This is a genomic window from Blastococcus sp. SYSU D00813, assembly GCF_054050735.1.
In genome coordinates this window covers 59402-76775 of the sequence record NZ_JBJGZX010000015.1, presented here as the reverse complement: position 1 = coordinate 76775, position 17374 = coordinate 59402, and the positions used below count along the sequence as shown (strand labels likewise).

The window sequence follows — 17374 nt, the reverse complement described above, 5'->3', positions numbered from 1 at the left end:
GGTCGCGCCGGTGCAGGATGTCGGCCGTGTCCGCCCGGCTGCTCGTCGTCCTGCTCACCGTCGCCACCGCGCTGCTGGTGGCGCCGGCCCCGGCGTCCGCGCACACGGAGCTGGAGAGCACCGACCCCGCCGCCGACAGCACCGTCACGGCGGCGCCGGCCGCGGTGACCCTGACCTTCGCCGGGACGGTGCTGGGCGCCGACGTCACGGTGACCGGGCCGGACGGGCCGGCGAGCACCGGCCCGGCGACCGTGGAGGGCGCGGTGGTGCGCGTGCCGGTCTCCCTGACGGCGGCCGGCCGCTACGAGGTCACCTGGTACGTCACCGGCTCCGACGGCCACCCGCTGCAGGGCACGTTCGGCTTCGAGCACGCCCCGCCGGCCGCGCCGGAGCCGACGGCGGCCCCGACGACCGCCCCGTCGACGGCGGCGTCCCCGGCTCCGGAGACCTCGCCGACCGTCGACCCCACGGCCGACGACGTCATCGAGCGGGCGTCCGAGGACGACGACACCGGCACCGCCGGCTGGGTGCTGCCGGTGCTGGCCGCCGCCGCGGTCGCCGTCGGAGCGGCCCTCGTGCTGCTGCTCCGCCGGCGCCGCGGCTGACCTCCTGGCCGCCGCGACCGGTCAGCTGGCCTTGCGGCGGGCCCGCTTCTTCGGCGCGGCGGCCGCCTCGATCGCCCCGGCGTCGAGCAGCGGCACCAGGTACCGGCCGGTGTGGCTCTCCGGCACCGAGGCGACGAGCTCCGGCGGCCCCTCGGCCACGACCGTGCCGCCGCGGAAGCCGCCCTCCGGGCCCATGTCGACCAGCCAGTCGCAGCTCTTGATCACGTCGAGGTTGTGCTCGATGACGATCACCGAGTTGCCCTTGTCGACCAGGCCCTGCAGCACCAGCAGCAGCTTGCGGATGTCCTCGAAGTGCAGACCCGTGGTGGGCTCGTCGAGCACGTAGATGCTGCGGCCGTTGCTGCGCTTCTGCAGCTCGCTGGCGAGCTTGACCCGCTGCGCCTCGCCGCCGGAGAGGGTGGTGGCCGGCTGGCCGAGCCGCACGTAGCCCAGCCCGACGTCGGTGAGGGTGCGCAGGTACCGGGCGATCGACGGGATGGCCGCGAAGAACTCCGCCGCCTCCTCGATGGGCATGTCGAGGACCTCGGCGACCGTCCGGCCCTTGTAGTGCACCTCGAGGGTCTCCCGGTTGAACCGGGCGCCCTTGCACACCTCGCACGGCACGTAGACGTCCGGCAGGAAGTTCATCTCGATCTTCAGCGTGCCGTCGCCGGAGCAGGCCTCGCAGCGGCCGCCCTTGACGTTGAAGGAGAAGCGGCCGGGCTGGTACCCGCGCATCTTCGCCTCGGTGGTCTGGGCGAACAGCTTGCGCACCTGGTCCCACACCCCGGTGTAGGTGGCGGGGTTGGACCGCGGCGTGCGGCCGATCGGCGACTGGTCGACGTGCACGACCTTGTCCAGGTGCTCCAGGCCGGTGACCGTGCGGTGCCGGCCGGGCACCTGCCGGGCGCGGTTCAGCTCGTTGGCCAGGACCGTGTAGAGGATGTCGTTCACCAGGCTGGACTTGCCCGACCCGGAGACGCCGGTGACCCCGACGAGCATCCCGAGCGGGAAGGTCACGTCGACGCCCTTGAGGTTGTTCTCGCGGGCGCCCTTGACCACCAGCTCCCGCCCGGGGGTGGGCTTGCGCCGCACCTCCGGCACGGTGATCTCCTTGCGGCCGGACAGGTACTGGCCGGTGAGCGACCGCTCGCTGGCCAGCAGGTCGGCGACGGTGCCGCTCACCACGACCTCGCCGCCGTGCTCGCCGGCACCCGGGCCGATGTCGACCACCCAGTCGGCGACCTTGATGGTGTCCTCGTCGTGCTCGACGACGATGAGCGTGTTGCCCATGTCGCGCAGCCGGACGAGGGTCTCGATCAGCCGGGTGTTGTCGCGCTGGTGCAGCCCGATCGAGGGCTCGTCGAGCACGTACAGCACCCCGACCAGGCCCGACCCGATCTGCGTGGCCAGCCGGATCCGCTGCGCCTCGCCGCCGGCGAGGGTGGCCGCGGGCCGGTCGAGCGAGAGGTAGTCCAGGCCGACGTCCACCAGGAACGACAGCCGCGCCTGGATCTCCCTGAGCACGCGGTCGGCGATGGCCCGCTCGCGCTCGCCCAGCTCCAGCGCGTTCAGCCACTCCGAGGCCTCGCCGATCGACAGGCCGGTGACCTCGGCGATCGAGCGGCCGTTGAGCTTGACGGCGAGGATCTCCGGCTTGAGCCGGGTGCCGTGGCACACGGGACAGGGCACGTCGCGCATGTAGCCCTCGTACTTGTCCCGCATGTAGTCGCTGTCGGTGTCCTCGTGCCGGCGCTCGAGGAACGGCAGCACGCCTTCGAACGCGGCGTAGTAGCTGCGCTCGCGGCCGTAGCGGTTCTTGTAGCGGACGTGCACCTGGTCGGGCGAGCCGTGCAGGACCGCCTTCTGCACCTTGGCCGGCAGCCGCTCCCACGGGTCGTCCATGGAGAAGCCCAGCTGCTGAGAGAGGCCGGTGAGCAGGCGGGTGAAGTACTCGTTGCTCATCGACCCGGCCCACGGCGCGATGGCGCCCTGCGCCAGGCTCTTCGTCGGGTCGGGCACGACGAGGTCGGGGTCGACCTCCTTGCGGGTGCCGATGCCGGTGCACTCCGGGCAGGCGCCGAACGGCGAGTTGAACGAGAAGCTGCGCGGCTCCAGCGCCTCGAACGACAGCCCGTCGTCCACGCACGCGAGGTGCTCGGAGAAGGTGCGCTCGCGCTGCGGGTCGCCCTCGGGGACGTCGACGAAGTCGAGGACGACGAGGCCGCCGGCCAGGCCGAGCGCCGTCTCCACCGAGTCGGTCAGCCGCCGCTTCGCGCTCTCCTTGACGGTGAGCCGGTCGACGATGACCTCGATCGAGTGCTTCTCCTGCTTCTTGAGCTTCGGCGGCTCGGTCAGCGGGTGCACCACGCCGTCGACCCGGACCCGGGAGAAGCCCTGGGTCTGCAGGGAGCTGAACAGGTCGACGTACTCGCCCTTGCGCGCGCGCACGACGGGGGCGAGCACCTGGAAGCGGGTGCCCTCCTCCATGGCGAGCACCTGGTCGACGATCTGCTGCGGCGTCTGCCGGGAGATCGGCTTGCCGCAGTTCGGGCAGTGCGGCTGGCCCGCGCGGGCGTAGAGCAACCGCAGGTAGTCGTAGACCTCGGTGATCGTGCCGACGGTCGACCGCGGGTTGCGGTTGGTCGACTTCTGGTCGATCGAGACCGCGGGCGACAGGCCCTCGATGAAGTCGACGTCGGGCTTGTCCATCTGCCCGAGGAACTGCCGGGCGTAGGCCGACAGCGACTCGACGTAGCGCCGCTGCCCCTCGGCGAAGATCGTGTCGAAGGCGAGGCTCGACTTGCCCGACCCGGACAGGCCGGTGAAGACGATCAGCGCGTCGCGCGGCAGGTCGAGGTCGACGTCCTTGAGGTTGTGCTCGCGGGCGCCGCGGACGACGAGGCGGTCCATGGGTGTCCTGTCGGTCGGTGTGCGTGCGTGGTCGGTCGGCCGGCGTGCCGGTCGGGAGCTCTGCGCGGCGCTGCTCAGACGGCTGCCGCGGCCGGCGACGAGAGGGGGTCGAAGACCGGCGCGTGACGGCGCCAGGGCCGCCGGCGTTCCAGCTCTCCGGCCAGCCAGAGTAGTCGCCCTTCGGCCCCCGGGGGGCCGACCAGCTGGACCGCCAGGGGCCACCCCTCGGGGCGTGTGCCGGTGGGCACGACGGCCGCCGGGACCCCAGCCAGGTTCCACGGCGAGGCGAACGGCGCCCACCGGGCGTTGGCGGTCACGTTGGCCAGGAAGCCCCGCTCGTGCCACGGCCGGGCCGACAGCGGCGGACCGCTGACCACCGGGGTCAGCAGCACGTCGACGTCCTCGAAGAACCGCTCGGTCCGGGCCCGGAACCGCTCGGCCGGGCCGGGCCGGACCAGGCCCAGCCGGCGCACCCAGCGGCCCAGCCGGGCGTGGGTGCGGCTGCGCGGCTCCAGCGCTGCCCGGTCCATGCCGAGGGCCGCCGCGTCGTCCTCCGCGCCGGCGAACCACCGGGCGAGCGCCGCGGCCGCCGCGTCGGGCGGGATCACCGGGTCGCGCCGGACCACGGTGTGGCCCGCCTCCTGCAGCAGCCGCGCCGTCTCCTCGACCGCCTGCCGGGTGGTCCGGTCGGCGCGCACGCCCGGGACCGGGGAGCGCAGGCTCACCGCGATCCGCAGCGGGCGCCCCGGCTCGGGCGGCGGGGCCGGCTCCTCCCCCGCCAGCACGGCGAGCGCGAGGGCCTGGTCGGCCACGGTGGTGGTGAGCGCGCCGTTCACCGCCATCCCCGACCAGTCGTCGGCCCCGATCCCGCCCGGGCACACGCCGCGGCCGGGCTTGACGGTGACCAGGCCGCACGCGGCCGCGGGCAGCCGCAGCGAGCCCATGCCGTCGTTGCCGTGGGCGATCGGGACGGCGCCGGAGGCCACCGCGGCCGCGCTGCCCCCGGAGCTGCCGGCCGGCGAGCGTGCCGTGTCCCACGGGTTGCGGGTCACCGAGCCCGCCGAGTCGGTCGAGGCGTAGAGGCACAGCTCCGGGACGCGGGTGATCCCGACGACGACCGCGCCGGCCGCGCGCAGGCGGGCCACGACCGGGTGGTCCGCCGTGGCCGGCACACGCGGGCAGGCGGCCGACCCGTCGGTGGCCACCTCGCCGGCGACGGCCACGTTGTCCTTGACCGCCACCGGCACCCCGGCCAGCGGCAGGGAGGCCCGCCGCGGGGCGGCGTCGACCGCCGCGGCCTCGGCCAGCGCGGCCTCGCGGCGCACCACGCGGAACGCCCCGACCCGCGGCTCGACCTCGTCGAGGTGGGCCAGGTGGGCGCGCACGACCTCGACCGCGGAGACCTCGCCGGAGCGGACGCGCGCGGCGAGCTCGGTGGCGGGGAGGCCCACCAGCCGACGGTCCTGAGAGCCGGGCAGACCTCCGCTAGCGTCCATGCCCAGGACCGTAGCCGCGGTCGCCGACACTTTCCGGAGGGAGCCTTCGATGAGCGGTCCGTACACCGGGGACGTGCAGGTGGGCGGCCCCGCCGGCGTCCGGGAGCTGCCGGGGCTGGTGGTGGCGAAGCTCGCGGTCGGCGAGATGGACAACAACGCCTACCTGCTGCGCGACACCGCCAGCGGCGAGGCGCTGCTCATCGACGCGGCCACCGACGCCGAGGCGCTGCTGCGGCTGGTCGGGGACGCCGACCTGCGCACCGTCGTCACCTCGCACGGGCACTGGGACCACCACCGGGCCCTGCCCGAGGTGGTCGAGGCCACCGGCGCGACGACCGTCGCCCACCCCGCCGACGCCGGCGACCTCCCCGTGCCGGTCGAGCGGCTGGTCGAGCACGGCGACACGCTCCGCGTCGGCGAGCACACCCTCGAGGTGATCCACCTGCGCGGCCACACGCCGGGCAGCATCGCGCTGCTGTGGCGCGGCCCCGACGACGCCGGCCCGCACCTGTTCACCGGCGACTGCCTGTTCCCCGGCGGGGTCGGCAACACGCAGAAGGACCCGGCGCGCTTCACCAGCCTGCTGACCGACGTCGAGGAGCGGCTGTTCGCGCCGCTGCCCGACGAGACCTGGGTCTACCCGGGCCACGGCAAGGACACGACGCTCGGCGCCGAGCGCCCGCACCTCGCGGAGTGGCGCGCCCGGGGCTGGTGACCCGCAGCGGCGGGCTCAGTCCACGTAGCCGCCGCGCATGTCCTCCACGATCCGCGGGTGGTCCAGGGTGCTGGGCGCGAGGTCCTGCGGACGGCGGTCCCGCGGGAACACCGCGGCGGCGGCGAGGGTCGCGTCGTCGAGGAACCGCAGGTCGGGCGCGTCCGCCGCCAGCTCGAGCGGGGGCGCGACCGTCCCCGGCTGGGCCAGGGCGAAGCCCCAGTCGCCGAAGCTCGGCACGTGCACGTGGTACGGGGTCACGGCCATCCCGGGGCTGGCCAGGGTCGACACCGTGCGCCAGAACGCCGTCGGCGTCGAGTACGGGCTGCCGGCCTGGACGACCACCATCCCGCCGGGGGCCAGCGCCGCGGCCACCAGCCCGTAGAACTCGGTGGAGTACAGCCGGCCCAGCGCCGGGGTGTCGGGGTCGGGCATGTCGACGACGACGGCGTCGAACCCCTCGGCGTCCGGCCCGCGCAGCCAGCGGAACGCGTCGTCGACCACCACCTCGACCCGCGGGTCGCGCAACGCCGCGTCGTTGAGCGACGCCAGGCGCGTGGTGGCCAGCTCGATGACGGCGGGGTCGAGCTCGACCTGGACGACCTCCGCGACGGAGGGGTGCCGCAGGACCTCGCGCGCGGCCAGCCCGTCGCCGCCGCCCAGGACGAGCACCCGCTCGGGGTCGCGGGCCAGGACCGGGTGCACGAGCGCCTCGGTGTACCGGTACTCGTCGCGGCTGGAGAACTGCAGGTCGCCGTCCAGGTACAGGCGCAGGTCACCGTCGCGCTCCGTGAGCACGACCTCCTGGTAGTCCGAGCGCGTGGCCGACACGATCGGGTCGTCGTACAGCCGCTGGCGCGCCGTCACCTCGATGTCCTCGGCCCGCAGCAGCAGCACCCCGAGCAGGGCCGCGGCGGCGAGCAGGGCGGCGGTCGCCGCCCGGCGCGCGCGCCGGCTGAGGTGGTGGCGCAGGACGAACGCGGCCACGACCGCCGCGGCGGCGAGGTTGACCATCCCGGTGAGCGCGGCGCCGCGCACCTGCCCGGCCCACGGCAGCAGCAGGAACGGCCAGGCCAGCCCGCCGACGAGCGCGCCGGCGTAGTCGGCGGCGTTGAGGTCGGCGAGGACCCGCCCGCTGCCCCGGGCGTCCACCTCGCGGCCGGCCTGCAGCAGCGTCATGAGCAGGGGCACCTCGGCGCCGACCAGGATGCCGAGCACCGCGGTGGCCGCGACGAGCACCGAGCCGCTGGTGCCGTAGTACGAGAAGGTGACGTAGAGGGTCACCGCGCTCAGGCCGCCGGCGATGCCGAGCAGGATCTCGACGGCCACGAAGGTGACCGCCGCGCGCCCGAGCAGCGGCTTGACCAGCAGCGCGCCCACGCCGAGCGCGGCGACGAAGCCGGCGACGATGAGCGAGGTCTGGGTGATGCCGCCGCCGGCCAGGCTGACCGACAGGGTCAGCAGGACCAGCTCGTAGACCAGCCCGCACGCCGCGCAGACCGCGACGGCGGCCAGCAGCAGCGGCCGCGCCCGGCGGCCTCCCGGGATCCCGACGACCGGCGCGGCCGCCCCGGGAGTGCTCGGCGTGGTGGTGCTCATCCGGTCACGACAGGGCGGCTGCGTTGACCGCCCCGATCGCGACCAGGCTGATGCCCACCGCCCAGGCCGCGCCGCTCATCCGCGGCTCGTCGACCAGCGCGCGCAGGTGGCCGGGGACGAAGGCGTCCAGCAGCCGCAGCGCGAGCCCCTGCAGCGCGACCCCGACCACGCCGTAGACCGCCGAGTCGACCAGGCCCTGCCCCAGCTCGTCGCTGCTGGTCATGATCGCCGTCACCACGATGACCGCCAGCGCGAGGTGGTTGGCGCCCAGCAGGATCGCCGCGTTCGGCTTGCGGTCGGTGTAGACCTGCCGCCGCAGGTTGCCGGGGGTCAGCAGGTCGAGGACCAGGAACCCCAGGGCCAGGATGCCGGCCCCGATGGCGAAGTACAGCAGGGTGGCGAGGACGCCGTCCCCCAGCGCACTCCCGTCGACGGACCCGAAGTCCAGGGCCTGCGGTGTCATCTGCACGTCTTCCTCTCGCGGTGGGGGTCGGCGGTCGGCGTCACTTGCCGTCCCCGGGGCCGCCGTCGCCGGAGGAGGCGGGCGAACCGGGACGGAAGCCGGAGCCGAGGTAGGCGTAGTGGCCGCTGCGGTAACGGCGGTCGAGGTCCTCGACGAGGATGCTGCTGCCGCCACCGGCGGCGGCGCTGACGACGACGATGTCGTCGTCGTAGCGCAGGTACTCCGAGCCGCCGTCGGCCTGGCGGGCCGCCGGCCGCACCGCGTCGGCGATCGCCGCGGTCGTGGTGCCGACCGGGTCGTTCGACGTGTAGGTCGCGGTGTCGCCCTGGCTGCTCTGCCGCCTGTAGGTGTCGGCCAGGTGGTCGCGGACGTCGTCGTCGCTGCCGCTGCAGCCCGACGCCAGGACGGCGACGGTCACCAGCGCTGCTGCGGTCCTGCCTGCCCTCACGGCTGCCACCTGCTCTCCGTCGTCACGATCACGCCCTCCTGGTCGCCGGGGTACAGGTGCCACGTCCGCCACGACCAGCCGCCGTCCGGCAGCGCGTGCGCGGTCAGCGCGGTCACCGCGGAGTCGGCCCCGGGGAACGAGCCGCAGATCCAGCCGTCCCGCGTGGCGGCCTGCGACCGCAGGTGGGCGGCGGTGGCCTCGAGGTCGGCGCGCGGCACGGACGTCGTCGTCGAGGCGATCTCGTACTCCCCCACCCGCGCCCGGTCGGGCAGCCGGCGGCCGCCCGCGGCGACGGCGTCGCACGAGACCTGCTCGGTCAGCAGGCGGCCGGGCACCCGGGCGGCGACGACGTGGGACGCGCCCAGCACCCCGAGGGTGATCTGGCCGCCGCGGCCGTCGTCGACGGTGAGCTCGGCCAGCGCGGGCGGGCAGGGGGCGTCCAGCAGGAGGCCGAGCGCCTCCGCCGTGACGTCGCGCGGCGTCACGTCGAGGAGGTGGAGACTCACGCGTCGGGCGTCCGGTGGTAGACGATCAGCTCGCCCCGGCTGACCGCGCGGCCGGTCGAGACCTCCCACGACTGGGTCGCCGCCCACCGCTCGAACGCGATGAGGCCGGTGCCGTCGGCGGTGGCGTAGTCCGCGTAGTCGACGGTGCCGGACGGCGGCGTCCCCGTCGTCCCCTCGGCGGTGTAGTTCGCGCGGCCGCGCTCGATCTGGCGGTGCACCCGGTCGTCCAGGACCACGTCGCCGTCGGGGGTCAGCCCGGTGCCCTCGCGGCGCATCCACAGCGTCATCTCGAGGTCGCCCTCGTCGTCCTCGACGCTGAGCCAGCGGCGGCCGGTGGACCCGTCGAGCAGGTGCTCGGCCCAGGTCGCGCCGCCCTCCTCGAGGCGGATGGTGCCGCGCACGACGTGGTCGATGCCGGCGTAGGTGATCACGTCACCGACGCCGATGGCGTGCGGGTCGTAGAGATCCGGCTCGTTCGCGAGCGGGTCGACGCGACGGCGCGGGGCGGACCGGCGGCTCAGGTTGCGCTGCCGCAGCACCAGGATGACCACGGCCACGACGACGGCGATCCCGAGCAGCACCAGCAGTGCCTCGGTCAAGGGTCGGCTCCTCGAGGGGTCGGTGGGACGAGCCGACCGTATCGTGCCTGCTCAGTCCGCCGGGACCCCTCTGCGCGCGGCGCGCCGCACCTCGCCGCCCGGGCTACTCCTCCTCGTCGTCGAACAGCGACACGAGCTCGTCGGCGGTGCAGGCCACGTGCAGCGGCACGACCGACACCAGCCACTCGGGGCGCCGCTGGTCGACGTCGACGGCGAGGTCCCAGGCGGCCCGGGCGGTGAGCGGGCCGAAGCAGGCGTCGTCGCCGTCCTCCTCCAGCGCGACCTCCACCAGCCAGGTGTCGGAGAGGTCCGCGGCGAGCTCGGCGAAGTCGGGCTCGGTGCCGTCCTCGGGCTCGGGCAGGTCGGCCGCGACGGGGTAGATGAGCGCCATGCCGGAACGCTAGTGGTCCCCGTCCCCCGCCGCTCGGTCCCCGGCGGGCCCCAGCCACCGCCGCCACCAGCGGACCAGGTGCTCCAGGCGCGCGACGCGGCTGCCCGGCCGGCCCGCGCGGGCCAGGTCGCGGCCCTCCCCGGGGAAGACCAGCAGCTCCACGGGCACGCTCCGGGCGGCCTCCAGGAGGGCCACGGCCTGCCGGGCGGGGCCGAGGAGGTCCCGCTCCCCGTGCAGGAACAGGGCCGGTGTCCCCCCGCCCTCGTCGGGGCCGTCCGCCGCCGTGGGCGGGCCGCCCTCGACGACGACGGCGGCGAAGCGCCCGGTGCGCGCCGGGAGCGCGGCGACCGGTGGACCGCCGGCGATCCCCGCCCGGTCGCCGTCCAGCCGCAGCGCCGGGTCGGCGAGCGCGGCGTCCAGGACGGCGAGCGCGGCCTCGGGGTCCCCTCCCGCGGCCTGGACGACGGCGCAGCCGGCCGAGACCGCGACCTGCACGTCGTCCTGCAGCGACCAGCCCGACCGCTCCGCGTGCGCGTGCAGGACCACCGGGTGCGGTCCCGCCCCGGGCGGCACGGTCACCCATCCCCGCGCCGGGACGCCCTCACCGCGCGCCTCCACGGCGACGGCCCGGTGCACGCGGCCGGTGGCGGCGAGCGCGCTCCCGAAGGCGGTGAGCAGCCGCCGGCGCCCGGGGGTGATCGCGATCAGCTCCCCCGCCGAGCCGTCGTGCCCGACGGTCGCGACGACGACGCCGCCGCCCGCTCCCACCCCGGTCACCGTGAACGGCCCGTCGACCAGCACCTCCGGCGGCCCGCCCGCGGTGCTGGTGGACGGGGGCACCCGCAGCAACTCCACCGCGCCGCCCCGCCGGACCGGCACCACGACCCCCCGGCCGGTGGTCACCGCACCGGGCAGGACGTCGCCCTCGGCCGGCGCGAGCAGCGGCTCCGGTGTCCCGCCCGCGGCCGGGACCCGGCACAGGGCGGGCCTCCCGCCGTCCCGCGCCGCCGTCAGCACCAGGCCGTCGGCGGACCAGACCGGACGGCTGGACCGGCCGCCGCCGTCGGTGACGCGGCGCAGCCCCGACCCGTCGGGGCGGACGGCGAAGACGTCGGTGCGCAGGTCGCGGTCGGCCGTGGCGTGGCGGGCGGAGACGAAGGCGAGCTCGGCGCCGTCCGGGCTCCAGCAGACGTCGGCGCAGTCGGCGGTCCCGCGGGTGACGACGACCGGGTCGGGGACGGCGAGGTCGTCGTCGGCGAGGTCGTCGGGCAGGTCGAGGACGTGCACCTGGCGCGGCCGGTCCCCGGGTGAGCCGCTGCCGAGGGACCGCAGCGACGCCACGAGCCGGGGCGCGCCCGGGTCCTCCGGTCCGCCGGTCCTGGCCGTCCACGCCAGCCGGCGGGAGTCGGGGGACCACACGGGCGCGCCGGCCCCGAGCGGGGCGCCGGTGAGCCGGCGGGCCGCACCTCCCGCGGTGGGCAGGACGTGGACCTGCGGCGGCTCGTCGCCGGCCGTGGCCAGGTAGGCCAGCCACCGGCCGTCGGGCGAGAAGGCGGGATCGGTGTCCCGCCCGCCCGAGGTGAGCGGCCGGGCGGGTGCCGACGCGTCGGTGGGGACCGCCCACAGCTGGCTGCGGTACCGGTCGGCGTCCAGGTCGAGCCGGGTGACGGCGACGACGGCGATCCGCCCGTCCGGCGCGACGGCCGGCGTGCCCGGCGTGCGCAGCTGGGCGAGGTCGTCGGGGCGCATCGCCGCCGACGCTAGCCGAGCCGCCGCGATGCCCCCGCCCGCCGCTCCCCGGGTGCGGCGGTCAGGGCCGGCGCCGCCCCTCGTCGCCGTCCGCGGCCGCCTCGGCCAGCCGGCTCTCGGCCTCGGCCGACGCGGCCGGGCCGACGGCGGTGGTGCTGTCGGCGGCCTCGGCCGTCTGCTCCGGCGCGACGAACTGCCCGCGGGTCTTGATGAGGCTGGCGACCGTGGCGATGAGGATGACGCCGAGGATGATCGTCAGCGACAGCCAGATGGGGATGGTGGGCACCGCGTCGATGTGCTCGCCGCCGTTGATGAACGGCAGCGTGTTCTCGTGCAGGGCCTCCATCACCAGCTTGACGCCGATGAACGCGAGGATCACCGCGAGGCCCAGCGACAGGTAGACCAGCCGCTGCAGCAGGCCGCCGAGCAGGAAGTACAGCTGCCGCAGCCCCATCAGGGCGAACACGTTCGCGGTGAAGACGATGAACGGCTCGCGGGTGAGGCCGAAGATCGCCGGGATGCTGTCGAGGGCGAACACCAGGTCGGTGGTGCCGAGCGCCAGGAAGACGATGATCATCGGCGTCCACATCTTCTTGCCCGCCTCGGTGACCCGGAGCTTGGCGCCCTGGAACTCCGACGTGATGGGCAGCACCCGGCGCATCGACCGGATGAAGGCGTTCTCCTCGTAGTCCTCGTCCTCGCCGCGGTGCCGGACGAGGTTGATCGCCGTGTACACGAGGAACGCGCCGAAGATGTAGAAGACCCAGGTGAACCGGGTGATCAAGGCCGCGCCGAGCAGGATGAAGATGCCGCGCAGGACCAGCGCGATGATGATCCCGACCATCAGCACCTCCTGCTGGAGGTGCCGGGGCACGCGGAACCGCGCCATGATGATCACGAAGACGAAGAGGTTGTCGACCGAGAGCGAGTACTCGGTCAGCCAGCCCGCGTAGAACTCCGTGGCGAACTGCGCGTCCGTGATCGCCCAGAAGATCGCGCCGAAGATGACCGCCAGCGACACGTAGAAGCTGACCCACAGGCCCGATTCCTTGAAGGAGGGCTCGTGGGGGCGGCGGACGACGTAGAGCAGGTCGGCGAGCAGCAGGACGGAGAGCCCCACGAAGGTCGCGACCTCGAACCAGACGGGGAGCTCGTGCACGTCTGCGAACTCTACGGCCCGAGGCGGGCGGCGACCTGCCGGGAGTCGATTTCGCGACAGCCCGCGTCGCCGGCCGCGGCGGCGTCGTCCAGCGCGCCCGCGAGAGCCCGGACGGCGGCCCGCAGGACGGCGGTGTCCCGCGGGCCGAGCGCCCCGACGACGGCGTCGAGCAGCCGGATCCGCAGGCCCTCGGCCTGCTGCAGGACGACCCGTCCGGTCTCGGTGACCTCCAGCGCGGTCGCACCCGCCGCGCCGGACGGCGCGTCCGGGTGCGCGCTGCGCCGGAGCAGGCCCCGGCGCAGCAGCGCCTCGGTCGTGACGTCACCCGCGTCGTCCACCTGGCCGCTGCGCCGGGCGACGGCCCGGGGATGCTGGGCCCCCTCGTCGACGGCCACCAGCGCCGCCAGCTCCCCGCGACGCAGGCCGGTGGCCTGTTCCACCCGGGCGACGACCCGAGCGGCGCCGCGGGCGACGTCGGCGAGCTCGTCGGCGAGCTGCAGGACCGTGACCAGCCGGTCGCCGGGGGCCTCGAGCGGGGACGGGCGGGTCGGCGACGGCGCGGTCACCGGGAGCCCGGCCCGCCCTCGCCCGCGGGGACGGCGTCGGCGGCCCGGTCATCGCCCGCAGCCGTCGTGGGACCGTCCTCGACGGCCGCCGCGGCCGTGTCGGCGGCGACGGGGGCCGGCGCGGCGCCCGTGCGCGCGGCCTGGGCGCGGGTGCGGCGGTCCTTGGCGAGGCTGGCGACGGTGGTGACCAGCAGGGTGACGAGGATGACCGTCAGCGACAGCCAGGTCGGGACCTCGGGGATCACGGTCACGTGCTCACCGCCGTTGACGAACGGCAGCTCGTTGGTGTGCAGGGCGTGGATGACCAGCTTGGCGCCGATGAAGCCGAGGATGACGGCGAGGCCGTAGGCCAGGTAGACCAGCCGGTCGAGCAGGCCGTCGATGAGGAAGAACAGCTGCCGCAGGCCCAGCAGCGAGAACGCGTTGGCGGTGAAGACGAGGAACGTCTCCTGGGTGAGGCCGAAGATCGCCGGGATGGAGTCGACGGCGAACAGGATGTCGGCGCTGCCGATGGCGATCAGCGCGATCATCAGCGGGGTGATGAAGCGCTTGCCGTCGACCTTCGTCACCAGCCGGTCGGAGTGGTACTCCTCCGTGGTCGGGACCACCCGGCGGACCAGCCGCAGGATGCTGTTCTCCTCGTAGTGGTCCTCGTTGCTGTGCCCGCCGCTCCTGGCCTGCGCGTAGGCGGTGTAGATGAGGATGGCGCCGAAGAGGTAGAAGACCCAGCTGAAGTTCTCGATGGCGGCGGCGCCGACGAGGATGAAGACGGTCCGCAGCACCAGGGCGAACGCGATGCCGAAGAGCAGCACCTTCTGCTGCAGCTCCCTCGGCACCCCGAAACTCGCCATGATCAGGACGAACACGAAGAGGTTGTCGACCGAGAGGCTCTTCTCGGTGATGTAGCCGGCGAAGTACTCACCGCCGTACTGGGCGCCGGAGAACCAGAACACGCCGAGCCCGAACAGGACGGCGATGCCGACGTAGACGGCCGACCAGATGGCGGCCTCGCGCAGCGAGGGCGCGTGCGGGGTGCGCACGTGGCCGATGAAGTCGAAGGCCAGCATCGCCACGATCGCGGCGATGGTCAGGGCCCACACCCAGGTGGGGACGTCCATGCGGGAACTCCTCCGGAGACTGGCGTTGCGTCAGGTCCGGAGGTCTCTCCCGCCGCGAGCCCAGGGCCTCGCGACCGGCAGCGCCGGAGGCCGGGGCCTCGTACTGACGACACTGCCGCTGGGGATACTCCCCTCCACGGTGAGGCCGTCAGGGCGCGCGACAGCGGGCCGTCGCGTCTGGCGGTCTCGCAGGAGACAACGGGCCGCGCGTCACCGAGTTCCCGGGGCGGCGGTGACGATGGTCACGCCTGCGCCGGACGCCGGCCCTTCGGCAGGGCGGCGACGACCGCGTCGTAGGACGCGTCGACCAGCTCGCGGACCTCGTCGTCGGGCACCGGTCCGGTGAAGTCCACGGCGTTCCACCCGTACCGGCCGATGTAGGAGCTCACGGTGACCGCCCCGGGGTACCGGTCCCGCCACTCGGCGGCCTCGGCGGCGTCCCGCCCGCACTTGACGCCGACCGTGCCCGGGCCGAGGAAGGCGAAAGCCTTGCCGCCGACCTTGGCGACCAGGTCGACGTCGCCCCACGGGTGGGTCTCCTCGGCCCCGGGCTTGGCCAGGCAGTACGCGGCGAGCTCCTCCCGCTGCACGGCCGGCCTCCGGTCAGGCGTGGGCGGCGTCGAGCTGGCGGAGCTCCTTCTTCAGCTCGGCCAGTTCGTCGCGCAGCCGGGCGGCGACCTCGAACTGCAGCTCCCGCGCGGCGGCGAGCATCTGGTCGTTCATCTGCGTGATGAGGTCGGCCAGCTCGTTGCGCGGCAGCCCCTGCACGTCGATGGCGCCGGCCTTGCCGGCCTTGGCCTTCGACGACAGCCCGGGCACCGGCGACTTCCCGCGGGACTGCTGCCGGCCCGAGCCGCCGAGCAGCTCGGCGGCCGTGCCGTCCTCGGCCTCGCGGTAGATGCCGTCGAGGATGTCGACGATCTTCTTGCGCAGCGGCTGCGGGTCGATGCCGTGCTCGGTGTTGTAGGCGATCTGCTTCTCGCGCCGGCGGTTGGTCTCCTCGATGGCCTGCGCCATGGACGGGGTGATCTTGTCGGCGTACATGTGCACCTGCCCGGACACGTTGCGCGCCGCGCGGCCGATGGTCTGGATCAGCGAGGTGCCCGACCGGAGGAACCCCTCCTTGTCGGCGTCGAGGATCGCCACCAGCGAGACCTCGGGCAGGTCGAGGCCCTCGCGCAGCAGGTTGATGCCGACCAGGACGTCGTACTCCCCCTGCCGCAGCTCGCGCAGCAGCTCGACCCGGCGCAGCGTGTCGACCTCGGAGTGCAGGTACCGGACCTTGATGCCCATCTCGAGCAGGTAGTCGGTGAGGTCCTCGGCCATCTTCTTGGTCAGCGTGGTGACGAGGGTGCGCTCGTCCTTCTCGACCCGGACCCGGATCTCGTGCACGAGGTCGTCGATCTGGCCCTTGGTCGGCTTGACGACGACCTCGGGGTCGACCAGGCCGGTGGGGCGGATGACCTGCTCGACGAACTCGCCGCCGGTGCGGCCCAGCTCGTACGGGCCCGGGGTCGCCGACAGGTAGACCACCTGCCCGATCCGGTCGGTGAACTCCTCCCACTTCAGCGGGCGGTTGTCCATCGCCGAGGGCAGCCGGAAGCCGTGCTCCACCAGCGTGCGCTTGCGGCTCATGTCGCCCTCGTACATGCCGCCGATCTGCGGCACGGTGACGTGCGACTCGTCGATGACGAGCAGGAAGTCGTCGGGGAAGTAGTCGAGGAGGCAGGAACCGGCCGAGCCGGGGGCGCGCCCGTCGATGTGCCGCGAGTAGTTCTCGATGCCGGAGCAGAAGCCGACCTGGCGCATCATCTCGATGTCGTAGGTGGTGCGCATGCGCAGCCGCTGCGCCTCGAGCAGCTTGCCCTGCCGCTCCAGCTCGGCCAGCCGCTGCTCGAGCTCGGCCTCGATCGAGGCGATCGCCCGCTCCATCCGCTCCGGGCCGGCGGCGTAGTGGGTGGCGGGGAAGACGAACAGCTCGTCGACCTCCCGCACCACCTCGCCGGTCAGCGGGTGCAGGTAGTACAGCCGCTCGACCTCGTCGCCGAACATCTCGATCCGGACGGCGAGCTCCTCGTAGACCGGGAACACCTCGATGGTGTCGCCCCGGACGCGGAACGTGCCGCGGGTGAAGGAGAGGTCGTTGCGGGTGTACTGCTCGGTGACCAGGGTGCGCAGCAGCTCGTCGCGGTCGCGCTCCTCCCCCACCTTGATCTTCAGCGCCCGCTCGACGTACTCCTCCGGCGTGCCCAGGCCGTAGATGCAGGAGACGGTGGCCACCACGATCACGTCGCGCCGGGTGAACAGGCTGTTGGTGGCCGAGTGACGCAGCCGCTCGACCTCCTCGTTGATCGAGGAGTCCTTCTCGATGTAGGTGTCCGTCTGCGGGACGTAGGCCTCGGGCTGGTAGTAGTCGTAGTAGCTGACGAAGTACTCGACGGCGTTGTCGGGGAACAGCTCGCGGAACTCGTTGGCCAGCTGTGCGGCGAGGGTCTTGTTGGGCGCCATCACCAGAGTGGGGCGCTGGACCTGCTCGACCAGCCAGGCGGTGGTCGCCGACTTGCCGGTGCCGGTCGCGCCGAGCAGGACGACGTGCTCCTCGCCGCCGTTCACCCGCTCGGCGAGCGCCTTGATCGCGGCCGGCTGGTCGCCCGAGGGCTCGAACTCGCTGACGACGCGGAACCGCCCCCGCGTGGGCCGCTTCAGGTCGGTCTTCGCTCGCACGCGTCGACGGTACGACGGGGATGCGACAGAACGGCGGGTGTGACAGGACGGCGTCCGAGCGACGTCCGTGCCGGGTGGGACCCCTCGGTTGACCGATCGGGTCCGGGGTGCTCGTCAGCGGCGTCGCGGCCCGATAGTGTCCCGCGCGCAGGAGCGGTCCCGGCCGGGGACCAGCGCCACCCGGGACGCCGGGCGAGGTCGGACCCCGGCGGGACCGCCCCTTCTGCGCACGACGCCCCCCGCGGTCCGGCCGCGGGGGGCGTCGTCGTCTCCCCCGACGTCCGCCCGACGATCCCCCGACGATGACGCTCGGTGACGTGTCCGTT

16 protein-coding genes are annotated in these 17374 nt (G+C 74.2%); 2 read left to right on the top strand and 14 right to left on the bottom strand.

Annotated elements, in window-relative coordinates:
* Nucleotides 1–26 precede the first annotated feature (26 nt).
* Nucleotides 27–605, top strand: coding sequence for a copper resistance CopC family protein (locus ACI8AX_RS12705; protein WP_456550184.1), 579 nt, complete (start codon nt 27–29; stop codon nt 603–605).
* A gap of 21 nt (nt 606–626) precedes the next feature.
* Here ACI8AX_RS12705 and uvrA read toward each other — a convergent pair whose 3' ends face one another.
* Nucleotides 627–3518 carry an excinuclease ABC subunit UvrA gene (gene uvrA, locus ACI8AX_RS12700; protein WP_456550183.1) on the bottom strand — a complete coding sequence of 964 codons (2892 nt, stop codon included), beginning with the start codon at nt 3516–3518 and terminating at the stop codon, nt 627–629.
* Nucleotides 3519–3592: 74 nt separating this feature from the next.
* Nucleotides 3593–4969 (bottom strand): amidase, encoded by a 1377-nt coding sequence (locus tag ACI8AX_RS12695; protein ID WP_456550182.1) that lies wholly within the window; start codon nt 4967–4969, stop codon nt 3593–3595.
* Nucleotides 4970–5063: 94 nt separating this feature from the next.
* Here ACI8AX_RS12695 and ACI8AX_RS12690 point away from each other — a divergent pair, with 94 nt between their 5' ends.
* Nucleotides 5064–5729 carry an MBL fold metallo-hydrolase gene (locus tag ACI8AX_RS12690; RefSeq protein ID WP_456550181.1) on the top strand — a complete coding sequence of 222 codons (666 nt, stop codon included), beginning with the start codon at nt 5064–5066 and terminating at the stop codon, nt 5727–5729.
* 15 nt (nt 5730–5744) lie between these two features.
* Here the strand turns inward: ACI8AX_RS12690 and ACI8AX_RS12685 are convergent, their stop codons facing one another.
* The 12 genes from ACI8AX_RS12685 to uvrB form a co-directional block, all read right to left on the bottom strand.
* Nucleotides 5745–7325, bottom strand: a complete 1581-nt coding sequence (locus ACI8AX_RS12685) for a polyamine aminopropyltransferase (RefSeq protein WP_456550180.1) — start codon at nt 7323–7325, stop codon at nt 5745–5747.
* Nucleotides 7326–7329: 4 nt separating this feature from the next.
* The gene (locus ACI8AX_RS12680; RefSeq protein WP_456550179.1) at nt 7330–7788 is read right to left on the bottom strand and encodes a DUF350 domain-containing protein; all 459 of its coding nucleotides are present in this window, start codon (nt 7786–7788) and stop codon (nt 7330–7332) included.
* A 40-nt stretch (nt 7789–7828) separates the two neighbouring features.
* Entirely contained in the window at nt 7829–8236 is a 408-nt protein-coding gene (locus ACI8AX_RS12675; RefSeq protein ID WP_456550178.1) for a DUF4247 domain-containing protein, read from the bottom strand.
* Nucleotides 8233–8742, bottom strand: coding sequence for a DUF2617 family protein (locus ACI8AX_RS12670; protein ID WP_456550177.1), 510 nt, complete (start codon nt 8740–8742; stop codon nt 8233–8235). Before ACI8AX_RS12670 ends, ACI8AX_RS12675 begins: the two co-directional genes overlap by 4 nt.
* A complete protein-coding gene (locus ACI8AX_RS12665) occupies nt 8739–9341 on the bottom strand; it encodes a DUF4178 domain-containing protein (RefSeq protein ID WP_456550176.1) in 603 nt (200 codons plus the stop codon). Before ACI8AX_RS12665 ends, ACI8AX_RS12670 begins: the two co-directional genes overlap by 4 nt.
* A gap of 103 nt (nt 9342–9444) precedes the next feature.
* Entirely contained in the window at nt 9445–9732 is a 288-nt protein-coding gene (locus ACI8AX_RS12660; RefSeq protein ID WP_456550175.1) for a hypothetical protein, read from the bottom strand.
* A gap of 9 nt (nt 9733–9741) precedes the next feature.
* A complete protein-coding gene (locus tag ACI8AX_RS12655) occupies nt 9742–11481 on the bottom strand; it encodes a S9 family peptidase (protein ID WP_456550174.1) in 1740 nt (579 codons plus the stop codon).
* Nucleotides 11482–11542: 61 nt separating this feature from the next.
* Complete coding sequence (locus ACI8AX_RS12650) at nt 11543–12640, bottom strand: TerC family protein (RefSeq protein WP_456550173.1); 1098 nt, start codon at nt 12638–12640, stop codon at nt 11543–11545.
* Nucleotides 12641–12651: 11 nt separating this feature from the next.
* Nucleotides 12652–13206: a hypothetical protein gene (locus ACI8AX_RS12645; RefSeq protein WP_456550172.1), complete on the bottom strand. Its 555-nt coding sequence runs from the start codon at nt 13204–13206 to the stop codon at nt 12652–12654.
* On the bottom strand, nt 13203–14324 hold the full coding sequence (locus ACI8AX_RS12640) for a TerC family protein (RefSeq protein ID WP_456550171.1): 1122 nt from the start codon (nt 14322–14324) through the stop codon (nt 13203–13205). Before ACI8AX_RS12640 ends, ACI8AX_RS12645 begins: the two co-directional genes overlap by 4 nt.
* A gap of 242 nt (nt 14325–14566) precedes the next feature.
* Nucleotides 14567–14914 carry an MmcQ/YjbR family DNA-binding protein gene (locus tag ACI8AX_RS12635; protein WP_456550170.1) on the bottom strand — a complete coding sequence of 116 codons (348 nt, stop codon included), beginning with the start codon at nt 14912–14914 and terminating at the stop codon, nt 14567–14569.
* 13 nt (nt 14915–14927) lie between these two features.
* A complete protein-coding gene (uvrB, locus tag ACI8AX_RS12630) occupies nt 14928–17048 on the bottom strand; it encodes an excinuclease ABC subunit UvrB (RefSeq protein WP_456550169.1) in 2121 nt (706 codons plus the stop codon).
* Nucleotides 17049–17374 lie beyond the last annotated feature (326 nt).